Origin of the sequence: Pseudomonas sp. G5(2012), from assembly GCF_000408945.1 — a bacterium.
GTDB lineage: Bacteria > Pseudomonadota > Gammaproteobacteria > Pseudomonadales > Pseudomonadaceae > Aquipseudomonas > Aquipseudomonas umsongensis.
The window spans coordinates 50,220-65,399 of record NZ_APIO01000014.1 but is presented as its reverse complement, the minus strand read 5'-3'; the positions used below and the strand labels follow the sequence as shown (position 1 = coordinate 65,399).

At 60.2% G+C, this 15,180-nt stretch carries 12 protein-coding genes and 1 pseudogene; 8 read left to right on the top strand and 5 right to left on the bottom strand.

Annotated features, from left to right (window positions below):
• Nucleotides 1–185 precede the first annotated feature (185 nt).
• On the top strand, nucleotides 186–1,988 hold the full coding sequence (locus PG5_RS05985; RefSeq protein ID WP_020796201.1) for an acyl-CoA dehydrogenase: 1,803 nt from the start codon (nucleotides 186–188) through the stop codon (nucleotides 1,986–1,988).
• A 113-nt stretch (nucleotides 1,989–2,101) separates the two neighbouring features.
• Here the strand turns inward: PG5_RS05985 and PG5_RS35240 are convergent, their stop codons facing one another.
• From PG5_RS35240 to PG5_RS05970, 4 genes and pseudogenes are all read right to left on the bottom strand, one after another.
• On the bottom strand, nucleotides 2,102–2,833 hold the full coding sequence (locus PG5_RS35240) for a methyl-accepting chemotaxis protein (protein ID WP_371106600.1): 732 nt from the start codon (nucleotides 2,831–2,833) through the stop codon (nucleotides 2,102–2,104).
• Between the two features lie 135 nt (nucleotides 2,834–2,968).
• Nucleotides 2,969–3,994, bottom strand: a pseudogene (locus PG5_RS35235) (cache domain-containing protein); the annotation flags it as partial.
• Between the two features lie 145 nt (nucleotides 3,995–4,139).
• Nucleotides 4,140–4,439 carry a cell division protein ZapA gene (locus PG5_RS05975; RefSeq protein WP_020796199.1) on the bottom strand — a complete coding sequence of 100 codons (300 nt, stop codon included), beginning with the start codon at nucleotides 4,437–4,439 and terminating at the stop codon, nucleotides 4,140–4,142.
• Nucleotides 4,436–4,666: a hypothetical protein gene (locus tag PG5_RS05970; RefSeq protein ID WP_033045282.1), complete on the bottom strand. Its 231-nt coding sequence runs from the start codon at nucleotides 4,664–4,666 to the stop codon at nucleotides 4,436–4,438. Before PG5_RS05970 ends, PG5_RS05975 begins: the two co-directional genes overlap by 4 nt.
• Before the next feature lie 355 nt (nucleotides 4,667–5,021).
• Here PG5_RS05970 and PG5_RS05965 point away from each other — a divergent pair, with 355 nt between their 5' ends.
• The 4 genes from PG5_RS05965 (at nucleotide 5,022) to trxC (ending at nucleotide 12,168) form a co-directional block, all read left to right on the top strand.
• Nucleotides 5,022–6,764 carry a potassium/proton antiporter gene (locus tag PG5_RS05965; RefSeq protein ID WP_020796197.1) on the top strand — a complete coding sequence of 581 codons (1,743 nt, stop codon included), beginning with the start codon at nucleotides 5,022–5,024 and terminating at the stop codon, nucleotides 6,762–6,764.
• A 34-nt stretch (nucleotides 6,765–6,798) separates the two neighbouring features.
• Complete coding sequence (gene mscK, locus PG5_RS05960; protein WP_020796196.1) at nucleotides 6,799–10,149, top strand: mechanosensitive channel MscK; 3,351 nt, start codon at nucleotides 6,799–6,801, stop codon at nucleotides 10,147–10,149.
• Between the two features lie 48 nt (nucleotides 10,150–10,197).
• Nucleotides 10,198–11,661 carry a protein adenylyltransferase SelO gene (selO, locus tag PG5_RS05955; RefSeq protein ID WP_020796195.1) on the top strand — a complete coding sequence of 488 codons (1,464 nt, stop codon included), beginning with the start codon at nucleotides 10,198–10,200 and terminating at the stop codon, nucleotides 11,659–11,661.
• 72 nt (nucleotides 11,662–11,733) lie between these two features.
• Complete coding sequence (gene trxC / locus PG5_RS05950; protein WP_020796194.1) at nucleotides 11,734–12,168, top strand: thioredoxin TrxC; 435 nt, start codon at nucleotides 11,734–11,736, stop codon at nucleotides 12,166–12,168.
• Between the two features lie 133 nt (nucleotides 12,169–12,301).
• Here trxC and PG5_RS05945 read toward each other — a convergent pair whose 3' ends face one another.
• The gene (locus PG5_RS05945; protein WP_020796193.1) at nucleotides 12,302–13,072 is read right to left on the bottom strand and encodes a ParA family protein; all 771 of its coding nucleotides are present in this window, start codon (nucleotides 13,070–13,072) and stop codon (nucleotides 12,302–12,304) included.
• Nucleotides 13,073–13,427: 355 nt separating this feature from the next.
• Here PG5_RS05945 and PG5_RS05940 point away from each other — a divergent pair, with 355 nt between their 5' ends.
• Genes PG5_RS05940 through PG5_RS05930 form a run of 3 tightly spaced genes read left to right on the top strand, consistent with a single transcriptional unit; the run spans nucleotide 13,428 to nucleotide 15,179 of the window.
• A complete protein-coding gene (locus tag PG5_RS05940) occupies nucleotides 13,428–14,153 on the top strand; it encodes a beta-ketoacyl synthase chain length factor (RefSeq protein WP_042955247.1) in 726 nt (241 codons plus the stop codon).
• Entirely contained in the window at nucleotides 14,129–14,932 is an 804-nt protein-coding gene (locus PG5_RS05935; RefSeq protein WP_020796191.1) for a 1-acyl-sn-glycerol-3-phosphate acyltransferase, read from the top strand. The genes PG5_RS05940 and PG5_RS05935 overlap by 25 nt, the downstream gene beginning before the upstream one ends.
• Nucleotides 14,919–15,179 (top strand): phosphopantetheine-binding protein, encoded by a 261-nt coding sequence (locus PG5_RS05930; protein ID WP_020796190.1) that lies wholly within the window; start codon nucleotides 14,919–14,921, stop codon nucleotides 15,177–15,179. Before PG5_RS05935 ends, PG5_RS05930 begins: the two co-directional genes overlap by 14 nt.
• Nucleotide 15,180 lies beyond the last annotated feature (1 nt).

Genomic DNA, 15,180 nt, shown 5'->3' with positions numbered 1-15,180 from the left:
GGCTTGCCCGCGATAGCGATGTATCAGTCACTGATGATGTTGACTGGTCTGACGCCATCGCGGGCAAGCCCGCTCCCACAGTTACTTATGGCGTCTGCTAAGTCACCATCACGCAGATCAATCATCCTGTTCAGCCTCTATTCCCCCGCCTAGACTCGCCCTACTCCAACAAAAGGTAGGCCGCCATGTCCGAGACGTTGCTCAGTTCCCGCAATCTGGCTTTCGAGCTGTATGAAGTCCTCGATGCCGAGGGCCTGACCCAGCGTGAGCGTTTCGCCGAACATAATCGCGAAACCTTCGATGCCGCCTTGGGCACCGCCCGCAACATCGCCGAGAAGTTCTTCGCCCCGCACAATCGCAAGGGTGACGAGAACGAGCCGCGCTATGAGGACGGCCAGGCAATCCTGATTCCGGAAGTGAAACCGGCAGTCGACGCGTTCCTCGAGGCCGGCTTCCTCAATGCAGCGCGCAGTTTCGACGCTGGTGGCATGCAACTTCCTACCCTGTTGTCGCAGGCCTGCTTCGCGCATTTCCAGTCCGCCAACGCGGCGTCGACCTCCTACCCGTTCCTGACCATGGGCGCGGCCAACCTGATCGAAAGTTTCGGCACCGAGGAGCAGAAACGCCGCTTCCTGCAACCGATGATCGACGGCCGCTTCTTCGGCACCATGGCCCTGACCGAACCCCACGCAGGTTCGTCGCTGTCGGATATTCGTACACGAGCCGAGCCTGCGTCCGACGGCACCTATCGACTCAAGGGCAACAAGATCTTCATCTCCGGCGGCGATCATCCGCTGTCGGAAAACATCGTGCACATGGTCCTGGCCAAGCTGCCGGATGCACCTGCCGGGGTGAAGGGCATTTCGCTGTTCATCGTGCCGAAATTCCTGGTCAACGATGACGGCCGCCTCGGCAAACGCAACGACGTGCTGCTGGCGGGGCTTTTCCACAAGATGGGCTGGCGCGGCACCACCTCAACCGCGCTGAACTTCGGCGATAATGGCGAGTGCGTAGGCTATCTGGTGGGCAAGCCGCATCATGGCTTGAGCTACATGTTCCAGATGATGAACGAGGCGCGAATCGGCGTCGGCATGGGTGCGGTGATGCTCGGCTACGCCGGCTACCTGTATTCGCTGGAATACGCCCGCGAGCGCCCTCAGGGTCGCGTGCCCGACAGCAAGGACCCGAACACCGCTCCGGTGGCGATCATCCAGCACGCCGACGTCAAGCGCATGCTGCTGACGCAAAAAGCCTACGTCGAAGGATCGTTCGACCTGGGGCTGTACGCGGCGCGGCTGTTTGATGACACCACGACACTGGAGACCGAGGCCGAACGCAAACAGGCCCATGAACTGTTGGACTTGCTGACCCCGATCGTCAAATCCTGGCCGTCGGAGTTTTGCCTGAAGGCTAACGAACTGGCGATCCAGATCCTCGGCGGCCACGGCTACACCCGCGAATACCCGGTGGAACAATACTACCGCGACAACCGTCTGAACCCGATCCACGAAGGCACCCACGGCATTCAGTCGCTAGACTTGCTGGGGCGCAAACTGGCGCAGAACGGCGGCGCAGGGCTCAAGCAATTGATCCGTCTGATCGCCGACACCGCCGAGCGCGCGCAAGCTCATGAGGCGCTGAGCGCATTGCGTGAGCCGCTGGAGAAACTGGTGGCGCGCCTGCAAACGGTGACCATTGGCTTGCTGACCGACCTGGCCCAGGGCAAGGTCAACAGCAGCCTGGCTAACTCGGCGCTGTACCTGAAAGTTTTTGGTCACACGGTAATTGGCTGGCGCTGGCTGGAACAGGCGATTCGCGCCGAGGAAGGGTTGGCCAAAGAAAATGCGGCCGATGTGAACTTCTATAAAGGCAAGCTCCAGGCGGCGCGGTACTTCCTGACCTGGGAAATCCCGGCTTGCCACCATGAGTTGACGATTCTTGAAGCGCGGGATGATGTTTGCCTGGGCATGCAGGATGAGTGGTTCTGATCCAAGTCTGAGGTGCTGCCGAAATCCATTCGCGAGCAGGCTCGCTCCCACAGTTGAACGCGTGACATTGTGGGAGCGAGCCTGCTCGCGAAGAGGACATCACTGACAACAGATCAGCTCAGACGAAACCCACCCATCTGCCGCGCCAGATCATCCGCCAACCGCTGCAACGTCTGGCAATCCTCCCGACAAGCCTTGACCTCCCCGGCCGTCGCCCGCGCCAGATCGGAAATCCCCTGCACGTTGCGGTTGATCTCTTCCGTCACCGCCGACTGCTCTTCCGTCGCCGTCGCCACCTGGTGGTTCATGTCGCTGATGCGCTCGACCTGCCCGGTAATCGCCGTCAAAGAGGCCCCGGTGCGCTGGCTCGACTCGACACCCGTGCCCGTCGCGGCCTGGCCGGAATGCATCAACGACACCGCGTTCTCCGCGCCCTGCTTGAGGCTGCCGATCATCTGCTGAATCTCGTCGGTGGATGTTTGCGTGCGTCGCGCCAGGGTGCGCACTTCATCGGCCACCACCGCGAATCCGCGTCCCATGTCGCCGGCCCGCGCCGCTTCGATAGCGGCGTTCAGCGCCAGCAAATTGGTCTGCTCGGAAATTCCGCGAATCACCGCGAGCACCTGATCAATCGATGCCACCTGGTCTGCCAATTCGCCCACGGCTCTGGCGGCGACGCCGATTTCATCGGACATGCTTTCAATATGGCGGATCGAACCCCCGACCACTTCCCGCGCCTGCATTGCTTCATCACGGGCGTTTTGCGAAGCGACTGCCGCATTGCCGGCGTTTTGCGCAATTTCCTGCACAGTCAGGCCCATTTCGTGGACCGCGGTGGCGACCATGTCGGTCATCTCCTGCTGGCGCCCGGAACGCTCTGCGGTGTTATCCACCACCCGTGCCACCTGCCCGACCGCTGCGCGCAAGCGTTCGCTGGTGGTCAGCACTTCGCCGATCATCCCGCGCTGGCTTTCCAGGAAGCGATTGAACCCGCGCGCCAGGTCGCCCAGTTCATCGGCGCGGCTGGAATCTAACCGATGGGTCAAATCTCCACCACCGCTACCGATGGCCACCAGTGCCGCTGTTACCTGACGAATCGGTCGTACCAGGCCACGGGCCAGCAACACCACCAGCAACAAGCACACCAAGGCCACCGCCAGGCCGATACCACCGCTGATCCACATGGCGCGACGGGCCTCGGCGTAGATTTGCGATTGCGGCACTTCGGCCACCAGGGTCCAGCCCAAATCCCTTAACGGCAGGCTCAGCGCCAGATAATCCTCACCCTCACGGGAAAAACCGCTGCTGGCGGCAACTTTTTGACCCATGACTGCTTGTGCCGCCGAGCTGCCGATTTGTTCGGCCAGAGTACGCTTGCCGCTGAATTGAGCCTCGGGATGCACCTGGATCAAACCGTCGGAGCGCACGAGATAGACCTTGCCACGCTCACCAAAGCTGAAGTTGTGAATCAGCTCCGACAGCTCTTTCATGCTCAGGCCCAGTCCGGCGACGCCCACGACCTTCCCGGCCTTCTCGACTTTAAGGTCGATGAAAAGCGCCAATTCTCCGGTGGCCGCGTCGTTATCGATATTGAGGGTGCGCGGCTGGTCGCTGTCGAGGAACGCATAGAACCAGGCGTCTTTTGGATTGGAACGACTGAGGGTCCGGTCCAGGCCTTTTTCGTTGAAGTAATGGTGGCTAGCCGTGCCGACCATCAACGCGGTAAAGGCTTTGTGTTCGGCGCGCACGCCTTCGAGGTAAGTGGTAAACGTGCCGGTCTGGGCACTGTCTTCACCCGCGGCCAGCCAGTCGCGAACCATGCTGTTGCTGGCGATGTCCTTGGCGGCGGTGAGAGGCTGGACAAGGATGCGTTCGATGTCGTTGCGCATCGCCTCAATACTCGACGGCAAGGCTTGCTCGACCAGATAGCTTTGAGCAAGGCGGTTGACCACCAGGGTATAAATGCCAACCACGATCAGAATGCTGACCAACAGGGCGGTGCCCATGCTCAGGATCAACTGCCACTGAATACTGCGTCGCCAGAACTGCATGGAGCACCCCCAAAGAATAAGAGGCTGAAACACTGCAACAGCCGTGCCGATTGTATACAACTAAACCGACAATTTATTCTTTGGTTGTGCGCAAAGCCGATCAGGCCTGATTGATCGTCTTGGAGATCACTTCAACCGTGGCGCTGACTTGCTCTTGGTAACGGTCGAGTTCCTGCTTGTGGCGCTTTTGCATTTCGATCTGTTGGGAACACAGATTCATAGCGGCCAGCACCAGCAGTCGGTCACCGATCAGGGTCGGGTACTTCTTCTTGGTCTCGGCCAGGGCAGCCTTCAACATCAATGCGGCGTCCAGCAGGGTCTGCTCTTCCCCGGCCGGCGCCTTGATCGAATAGTCTTCCCCCAGGATCGAGACGACTTTCACACCTGGGCCATAACTCATGCGTTGACAGGGCCAGCGCTGACGCGCTCAACCAGGGCCTGGATGCGTGCCACGGTGGCGCCTTGTTTCTCTTCCTGTTCCATCAGGCTCAGTTGCAGGCTTTCGTTTTCATCCTTGGCCTGGGCCAGTTCGGCGCTCAGGGTCTGGTTAGTGCTGACCAAGGCCTGGTTCTGTTGCACCAGATCGCTGACCAGTTGTTCCAATTGGCTTAGGGATGCTTCCAACATTTTGATTTTCCGGGCATTTTCAAAGGGCGCGTACGATAAAGAAAAGTCACGGTGGATGCCAGGGTTAAACAGGCGCAAGGCCTTGATTTTCCTGACCAGTGACCCTTCTCGCGAACTGTAGAGACTGTCATTGTCCAATCTGGTTCCTGCAGTTCGTCGCCATGAAGCGCAAAAGATCGCAGCCTTCGCCAGCCCTGCAAGAGATTCGCGTTTTCCTGTAGGAGCTGCCGCAGGCTGCGATCATTTGATTGGCAAAAGCTTTTTGACAGCATCACATTTCAACAGGTTAGAATCGCTGGCACGCAGACTGCATGGTCAGTTTGTGCCCGCTTTTCAGCCTTCCGGAGTACTGCCTTTGAATGCGACGACCATCAACAGCCTGTTCTTGATCGGCGCGTTGCTGGTAGGTGCGAGCATCCTGGTAAGTTCACTTTCGTCGCGCCTCGGCATCCCGATCCTGGTGATCATCCTGGCCGTGGGCATGGCCGCCGGCGTCGATGGCGGCGGCATTATCTTCGACAACTACCCCACCGCTTATCTGGTCGGCAACCTGGCATTGGCGGTAATCCTGCTGGACGGTGGCTTGCGTACTCGGGTATCGAGTTTTCGCGTGGCCTTGTGGCCGGCGCTGTCGCTGGCCACTGTAGGCGTGCTGATTACCACCGGGCTGACCGGCATGGCCGCGGCCTGGCTGTTCGACCTGAACCTGATGCAGGGCCTGCTGATCGGTGCCATCGTCGGCTCTACTGACGCCGCCGCAGTGTTTTCCCTGCTAGGCGGCAAAGGCCTGAACGAACGGGTGACCGCCAGCCTGGAAATCGAATCCGGCAGCAACGACCCGATGGCGGTGTTCCTCACCGTGACCCTGATCGACATGCTCGCCAGCGGCCAGACCGGCCTGCACTGGAGCCTGTTGACGCACCTGCTGCGCGAGTTCGGCATCGGCGGCATCATCGGCCTGGGGGGCGGTTGGCTGATGCTGCAACTGGTCAACCGTATCAACCTGGCCACCGGTCTCTATCCAATCCTGGTCATTGCCGGCGGCCTGGTGGTGTTCGCCCTGACCAACGCCCTGCACGGCAGTGGGTTCCTGGCCGTGTACCTGTGCGGCCTGGTTATCGGCAACCGTCCGGTGCGCAGCCGTCACGGCATTTTGCACATGCTCGATGGTATGGCCTGGCTGGCGCAGATCGGCATGTTCCTGGTGCTGGGGCTGCTGGTCACGCCCCACGATCTGTTGCCGATTGCCCTGCCGGCACTTGCGCTGGCGCTATGGATGATCCTGTTTGCCAGGCCGTTGTCGGTGATGGTCGGCCTGCTACCGTTCAAGGCGTTTCACGGGCGCGAAAAGGCGTTCATTTCCTGGGTTGGACTGCGCGGTGCGGTTCCGATCATTCTGGCGGTGTTCCCGCTGATGGCGGGCCTGCCCAACGCCCAGCTGTACTTCAACCTCGCCTTCTTTATCGTGCTGGTATCGCTGCTGGTGCAAGGCACAAGCTTGCCGTGGATCGCCAAACTGCTGAAGGTGACGGTGCCACCCGAGCCTGCGCCAATCTCCCGCTCGGCCCTGGAAGTGCACGTCACCAGCGAGTGGGAACTGTTCGTTTATCGCCTCGGCGCCGAGAAATGGTGCATCGGTTCGCACCTTCGCGAGCTGAAAATGCCCGAAGGCACCCGTATCGCAGCCCTGTTTCGTGGCGAACAACTGCTCCATCCGTCGGGTAGTACGGTGCTGGAAGTCGATGATTTGCTGTGTGTTATAGGCCATGAACACAACCTGCCGGCCCTCGGAAAACTGTTCAGCCAGGCGCCGCAGCGGGGCCTCGATTTGCGTTTCTTCGGCGACTTCGTCCTTGAAGGAGACGCCCAGCTGGCCGCTGTTGCCGCCCTGTACGGGTTGAAGGTCGAAGGCATCGATCCGGACATGTCCCTGGGGCACTTCATTGCCCAGAAAGTTGGGGGTGCGCCCGTGGTCGGTGACCAGGTTGAATGGAACAACACCATCTGGACCGTTGCGGTCATGGAAGGGAACAAGATCGGCAAAGTGGGCGTCAGATTCCCCGAAGGAAGTCGCCCCGGCCCGGGACTCTTCCTCTAAACTCCATTCTTCGTCTCGTTTTCGATCGGTCACTATGTCAAGCCTGCGCACGTTTTTCGTCATGGTCCTGTTGGGCCTGAGCCTCTCTGTCGGTACCGTACAAGCCGCCGAACCGCCCACCCGTGAATCCGTGCAGGCAAGCCTGGACAAGATCGCCGACCGCAAACTGCCGGAAGCCGATCAAAAGGCCCTGCAATCCGTCCTGCAGAGCACGCTGACACAGCTCAACAATCAGCGTGATTACGAGCAGAAGCTGGTCGAGCTCAAGCAACAACTGGCCAGCGCGCCCAAACTGACCATTGAGAACCAACGCGAACTGGCCCGCCTGAAGGCCAGCAGCGTGGTACCGGTGGCGCAACGTTTTGCCAAAGAGTCGATTCAGCAACTTGAGCAACTGCTCACCGAACGTTCGACCCAGCAAAGCGATCTGCAAAAAGCCCTGGGCGACGCCAACAGCCTGATCATTACCGCCCAGACTCGCCCCGAACGCGCCCAAGGGGAAATTTCCGCCAGCCAGACGCGCATCCAGCAGATCAACAACATCCTCAAGGCCGGCAAAGACGCCGGCAAAACCCTGAGTGCCGAGCAGCGCGACCAGCTCAATGCCGAGCTCATGGCACTGAACGCCCTGATCCCGCTGCGCCGCCAGGAACTGGCGAGCAACACTCAGCTGCAAGACTTGGGCAATAGCCAGCATGACCTGCTGACGGAAAAATCCGATCGCCTGGATCAGGAAATCCAAGAGCTGCAAAACCTGATCAACCAGAAGCGCCTCGCACAATCCCAGGAAACGGTCACCCAGCAATCGATCGAAGCGCAGAAGGCCGGCGGCAGCAGCCTGCTGGCCGTCGAAAGCACGGCGAACCTGAAACTCTCGGACTATCTGCTCAAAAGCACCGACCGCCTCAACGAAGTCACGCAGAAAAACCTGCAAACCAAGCAACAACTGGACAGCCTGACCCAGAGCGATTCAGCCCTGGACGAGCAGATCAACGTGCTCAAGGGCAGCCTGCTGCTGTCCAAGATTCTCTACAAGCAGAAACAGGCCTTGCCACGCCTGCGGGTCGACCGTGACCTGGCGGATCAGATCGCCGACATTCGCCTGTATCAATTCGAAGTCAGCCAGCAACGGGAGCTGCTGAGCAACCCGGCGAGCTACGTCGACAACCTGCTGTCGACCCAACCGCCCGAGCAGGTCACCCCGCAATTGCGCAAGAGCCTGCTGGAGCTGGCCACCACCCGTGCCGACCTGCTGGAGCGGCTGAACCGCGAACTGAGCGCGGTACTCAACGAATCCATCACCCTGCAACTGAATCAGAAACAACTGCTGAGTACCGCGCAAAGCTTGCGGGCGACACTCGACGAGCAGATGTTCTGGATTCCCAGTAACAAACCGCTGGATGTGGAGTGGTTCAGTACTGTGCCGGAGCGCCTGAGCCGTCAGGTCGATACCCTGCCCTGGGCTTCGAGCCTGAGTGAACTGGTCGACGGCCTGACCCAGCGTCCACTGCTGTTCCTGCCGCTGGCATTGCTGATTGGTGCACTGCTATGGCGACGCAAGCAGCTGTATGCCCGCCTGAACAAGGTTCACCAGGACATCGGGCATTTCAAGCGTGATAGCCAGTGGCACACACCCCAAGCCATTTTGATCAACATCCTGCTGGCGATGCCAGTGTCACTGGCCCTCGCCTTGTGCGGCCTGGCCCTGCAAATCGACGCCCGCGGGCAGAACGCGAGCATGGGCGCGGCCTTGCTGCAAATGGCCGGGGCGTGGCTGGTGTTCTACACCGCCTACCGAATCCTCGCGCCGGGTGGGGTGGCAGAACTGCATTTCCGCTGGGAAAAACCCCAGGTCGAATTCCTCCGGGGCTGGGTCCGCCGCCTTGGCATGGTGGTGATGGCACTGGTCACCGTGGTGGCGGTGGCGGAATTGCAACCGGCGGCGCTGGCCGATGACGTGCTCGGCATGCCGGTGGTGCTGATCTGCTACGCCTTGATGACCTGGCTGCTCAGTCGATTGCTGATCAGCAGCCCGACCCACGAAAACGCCTCGTTGTTCCGCAAGGTCCTGGGCATTCTGTTTACCGCGCTGCCCATCGCGCTGTTCGTGGCCGTGTGCTTCGGCTACTACTACACCGCACTCAAACTCAGCGACCGACTGATCAACACCCTTTACTTGCTGATGTTCTGGCTGGTGATCGAAGCGACCTTCGTGCGCGGCCTGAGCGTGGCGGCACGGCGCCTGGCTTACCAGCGCGCCCTGGCCAAACGCCAGGCGGCAAAAGAGGCCGGCGACGGCGAAGCGATCATCGAAGAACCGACGCTGGACATCGAGAAGGTCAACGAACAATCCCTGCGCCTGATTCGCCTGGCGCTGCTGGGTGGCTTCATCGCTGCGCTGTATTGGGTCTGGGCCGACTTGATCACGGTGTTCTCGTACCTGGACAACATCACCCTTTACGAATACACCAGCGGCACCGGTGCCAACATGAGCATGGTGCCGATCAGCATCGGCGACATGCTCGGTGCACTGATCATCATCGGTATCACCTTTGCCCTGGCGCGCAACTTACCCGGCCTGCTGGAGGTGTTCGTGCTCTCGAAGCTGAACCTGGCCCAAGGCAGCGCCTATGCCACCACCACGCTGCTGTCCTACCTGATCGCCGGTATTGGTTTCGTCTCTACCCTGTCGACCCTCGGCGTGAGCTGGGACAAATTGCAATGGCTGGTCGCGGCGCTCTCGGTCGGCCTCGGCTTCGGTATGCAGGAAATCTTCGCCAACTTCATCTCCGGCATCATGATCCTGTTCGAACGCCCGGTGCGCATCGGTGACACCATCACCATCGGCAACCTGTCGGGTACGGTGAGCAAGATTCGCATCCGTGCCACCACCATCACCGACTTCGACCGCAAGGACATCATTGTCCCGAACAAGACGTTCATTACCGGGCAACTGATCAACTGGTCGCTGACCGATACCATCACCCGGGTCACGCTCAAGCTCGGGGTCGATTACGGCTCGGACCTGGACCTGGTCAAGGAATTGCTCCTCAAGGCTGCACGGGAAAATCCGAGGGTGCTCAAGGAGCCCGAGCCGCACGTGTACTTCCTCAACTTCGGCGAAAGCACTCTTGACCACGAGCTGCGCATGCACGTGCGCGACCTCGGCGACCGCAACCCAGTGCTCGATGAGGTCAACCGCTTCATCAACCGCGAGTTCAAGAAGCAGCACATCAACATCTCGTTCCGCCAGATGGAGGTCTACCTCAAGAATCTCCACGGCCAGGAATACAAGATGGTGCCGATCGAGCCAGAAGCGAAAACCATCGTGCCACTGGTCGATGGCAAGCCGGTGCAAGAGCCACCTTCCGCCAAACTCGACTAACCGGCCATTCCCCAGCAGAATGCTCGGACATTCTGCTGGAGCCGGCCTTTGAAAGCCCTCGACGAACTGACCTTCGACAATCGCTTCGACCGCTTGGGCGATGCCTTTTCCGCCCATGTGCTGCCCGAGCCAATCGATAACCCACGTCTCGTGGTCGCAAGCCCCGCTGCCATGGCGCTGCTCGACCTCGACCCCGCCGTGGCCGAAACCCAAGAGTTCGCCGAGCTGTTCAGTGGTCACAAACTCTGGGCTGACGCGATTCCCAGGGCGATGGTCTATTCCGGTCACCAGTTCGGTTCCTACAACCCGCAACTGGGCGATGGTCGCGGCCTGTTGCTGGGCGAGGTGTACAACGAGGCCGGCGAGCACTGGGACCTTCACCTCAAGGGCGCCGGTCAGACGCCGTTTTCGCGCATGGGCGATGGGCGCGCAGTGCTGCGTTCCTCGATCCGCGAGTTTCTCGCCTCCGAAGCCCTGCAGGCCCTGAACATCCCGACCACTCGGGCGCTGTGCGTGATTGGCTCCGACACCCCGGTCTGGCGCGAAAAACAAGAGCGCGCGGCCATGGTCCTGCGCCTGGCACCGAGCCATGTACGCTTTGGGCATTTCGAATACTTCTACTACACCAAACGTCCCGAGCAGCAGAAAATCCTGGGCGACCATGTGCTGGCCATGCACTTCCCGCAGTGCCTGGAACAACCGGAACCGTACCTGGCGATGTTCCGCGAAGTGGTCGAGCGCAATGCCGAACTGATCGCCAAGTGGCAAGCCTACGGTTTCTGCCATGGCGTAATGAACACTGACAACATGTCGATCCTCGGCATTACCTTCGACTTCGGCCCATTCGCCTTCCTCGATGATTTCGACGCCAACTTCATCTGCAACCACTCCGATGACCAGGGCCGCTATTCATTCAGCAACCAGGTGCCCATTGGCCAGTGGAACCTCAGCGCCCTGGCCCAGGCGCTGACACCGTTCATCAGCGTCGAGGCCCTGCGCGAAACCCTCGGCCTGTACTTGCCGCTGTTCCAGGCTCATTACCTGGACCTGATGCGCCGCCGTCTCGGCCTGACCACCGCCGAAGAGGACGACCAGAAGCTGCTGGAGCAATTGCTTCAACTGATGCAGAACAGCGGCGTCGATTACAGCCTGTTCTTCCGGCGCCTGGGCGAAAAAGCCCCCGAAGCGGCCGTTGGCCATTTGCGCGATGACTTCGTCGACCTCAAGGGTTTTGATGCCTGGGGCGAGCGCTACGTCGCCCGAGTGGCCCGGGAAGGCGAGGTGGATCAGGAGCAGCGGCGCGCCCGGATGCATGCGGTCAACCCGCTGTACATCCTGCGCAACTACCTGGCGCAAAAGGCCATCGATGCGGCAGAGAGCGGCGACTACTCGGAAGTCCGCCGGCTGCACGCGGTGCTAAGCAAGCCGTTCGACGAACAACCCGGTATGGAGAGCTACGCCGAGAGGCCGCCGGAATGGGGCAAGCATCTGGAGATCAGTTGTTCGTCGTGAAGTGCCGCGCGATTGAAAATACAAGCGAGTGGCTCCAGATACAGACTACTCGCTCCTCACTGGACATCCGTCATGACCGACCCACTCCTCATCCCCTGCCCCCACTGCAACGGCCTCAACCGCATTCCCGCCGAGCGCCTGGGCGACCATCCAAAATGCGGACGTTGCAAGGCCGAGGTCCTGCTGAACAAGCCCTTCGAACTCAAGCAAGGTGATTACGCCAGTCAGATCAAAGGCGATCTGCCGCTTTTGGTGGATGTGTGGGCAGACTGGTGCGGACCGTGCAAATCGTTTGCGCCGGTGTTCGAGCAGGCGGCAGGGCAATTGGCCGGCAAGTGTCGGCTGGCCAAGCTGGACAGCGAGGCGAACCAGCAATTGTCGGCGCAGCTGGGGATTCGCTCGATACCGAGCCTGATTTTGTTCAAGAACGGTCGGGAAGTCGCCCGCCAGAGCGGGGCGTTCCCGTTAGCGCAACTGATGAGCTGGTTGCGTAGCCAGGGGATCTAAAGGCCACCCGAAAACCAAATGTGGGAGCGAGCCTGCTCGCGAAGAGGGATTCACATCCAACGTCTCTGTTGACTGAACTCCTGCCTTCGCGAGCAGGCTCGCTCCCACAGTGTTTTCGTTTTGCCCTTGGGAATCAGGTGTTTTCCAGCAAGTTATGCAACTCAACGAACTGCTGTGTCAGCTTGTGCCGCGGGTCCAGATGGATCAGCGGCATGTTGGCCTGATGGGATTCGCGCATGCGCACCGAACTGCCCAGGTACACCGGTAGCACCGGCAGACCTTCGGCGATCAACTCGTCGAGGATTTGCTGGGGCAGGCTCGCACGGGCCTGGAACTGGTTAACCACGATGCCTTCGACTTCCAGGCCTTCGTTGTGGTCGTCCTTCAGTTCTTCTATTTCTGCCAGCAAACCGTAAAGTGCTTGGCGGGAGAAGCTGTCGCAATCAAAGGGAATCAACACACGATCGGCGGCAATTAACGCAGAAACCGCATAAAAATTCAGGGCCGGCGGTGTATCCAGGTAGATCCGGTCGTAATCACCATCAAGCTCTTCGAGCAACTTTCGCAGCTTGTTGATCTTGTGCTTGGCCTCAAGCTTGGGCTGCAAGTCGGCCAGCTCGGCGGTGGCGGTGATGACGTGGAGGTTGTCGAACGGCGTTTCGTAGATATCGACCTGGTTCTTCTTGGCAAAAGGCCCGGAGGACAAGGTTTGCTTGAAGAAATCGGCGATACCCATCGGGATATCGTCACCGGTGAGTCCCGTCAGGTACTGAGTGGAGTTGGCTTGGGCATCGAGATCGACCAACAGGGTGCGATAGCCCTCGCTGGCGCTGACCGCCGCCAGATTGCAGGCAATACTGGATTTGCCCACGCCACCTTTCTGATTGAACACCACGCGCCGCATTGCAAAACCTCCGTGTACCAAAGAATGACCGAGTGTAGTGGTGCAGGGCATGGCTTCGCTAGCTCGCATGCGCATGGACTACATGGTCATCAGTGTTTTCTTACGGAAAAAGCCGCTGGGGGCACTATACGCCGAGACCTGAGCCGACAGACGGCCCGATGAAAATGTGAATAATTGCCAAACGTTCAGTTTTTGTGAACTGACCGGTACATCTCATCGAGCAAAACGTAACCAGTGTTTGCTACACGTTCGTCGCACCGGGATAATGCGCACCACTCGGCGCCAAGCGCCACGTAGGGTGTGCCGTGCCGTTGCGCCACTCACCGCGTCAGGAAGCCTGCAAGGGCGGGATTGAATGTCTGTGATTAATTTCAACATCGCCCAGTGGCGCGCTTGGGCCCCGGGGCTCGAAAGCGTGGATGACTGGCAGGCCTGGTGCCGCCAACCGTTGATGTTACCGGCCAGCGATGCCGCACCCGATGTCTCGTTCCTGCCGGCCATGCAACGCCGGCGGCTCAGCCGTCTGGCGCGAATGGCATTCAGTGTCGGCTGGCCATTGGCCGAGGGGCGCCAGGACCTGCCACTGGTCTTTGTTTCCCGTCACGGCGAAACCCCGCGCACCTTCGACATTCTCAGCGACCTGGCCGTCGAGCAACCGTTGTCGCCAACCCAGTTCAGCCTATCGGTGCATAACGCGATCATCGGCCTGTGGTCGATCATGCGCGGTGAAACCAGCGAAATGACTGCCTTGGCCGCCGCCGGCGACGGCCTTGAAAACGGCATGCTGGAGGCTGCGGCCCTGCTGGCTGAAGGCTCGTCCGCGGTTTTACTGGTGGTTACCGAAGAGCAACCGCCGCAGGCCTATTCGGCCTGGATCGACGACGTGCCCTTCCCTTATGCCGTCGGCCTGCTGATTACCCCGGGCAATGACTGGCAGCTGTCCCTGAACAGTGCCACGGATGCGTTGTCCAACGCTCGATGGCCGCACGCGTTGAATCTGTTGTGCACGCTGCTGGGTCCGCAAACCACCTGCCAACATGCCTGGAAAAATCGTGTATGGACTTGGCAACGCAAGCTGTGACTGAAAAAAACCGCGATGCCTATTACTGGCGCCTGCTGGCCACCGCCGCGAGCTTTGCCCTGTTCGGGTTGGGCGGGTTGTGCCTGCGCCTGGTGATTTTCCCGCTGCTGGCCTGCCTGCCAGGTGATGCCCATACCCACCGGTTGCGGGCGCGCCAGACTGTCAGCCGCTGTTTCTGGCTGTTCGTGCGCTTCATGGCCCGCGCCGGCGTGCTGACCTACGAAATCGAGGGTGCGGAAAAACTCGGTCGGCCCGGCCAGATGATCGTTGCCAATCACCCATCGCTGATCGACGTGGTATTTCTGATCGGTCTGGTCCCCCACGCCAACTGCGTGGTCAAGCAAAGCCTCTGGGATAACCCGTTCACCCGCACGCCCCTGCGTCGTACCGAATACATCAGCAACGATGGCAGCATGGACATGCTCGATGCCGCCGCCGATGCGCTGAAACAAGGCCAGACCCTGATCATTTTTCCCGAAGGTACACGCACCCAGCCAGGCCAGGCGCCCGCCTTTCATCGGGGCGGCGCGGCAATTGCCGTGCGTGGTGCGAAAATCCTCAGCCCCGTGGTGATCCGGGTCAGCCCGACCACACTGACCAAGGCCGAACCCTGGTATCGGATCCCCAAGCGCCGCGTACACTTCAGTTTCCGTGTGGGGGACGATATAGACCCCCAGGCCTTCGCCGCGCTCGGCCCGCCCCCCCTGGCCTCGCGCAAGCTCAACGATTACTTGCATTCTTACTTTATCAAGGAGCTCGCCGAAGATGAGCAATCTTAACCGTGAAATAAAAGATCTGATCATTGAAGCCCTCGGCCTCGAAGACATCAGCGCCGACGACATCGACGATCAGCAGACCCTGTTCGGCGAAGGTTTGGGCCTGGACTCGGTGGACGCCCTGGAACTCGGCCTGGCCATCCAGAAAAAATACGGCATCAAGATCGATGCCGACGCCAAGGACACGCGCAATCACTTCAGTAACGTGGCGAGCCTCGCGGCCTTCGTCACTGCAAAACAGGCAGCTTGAG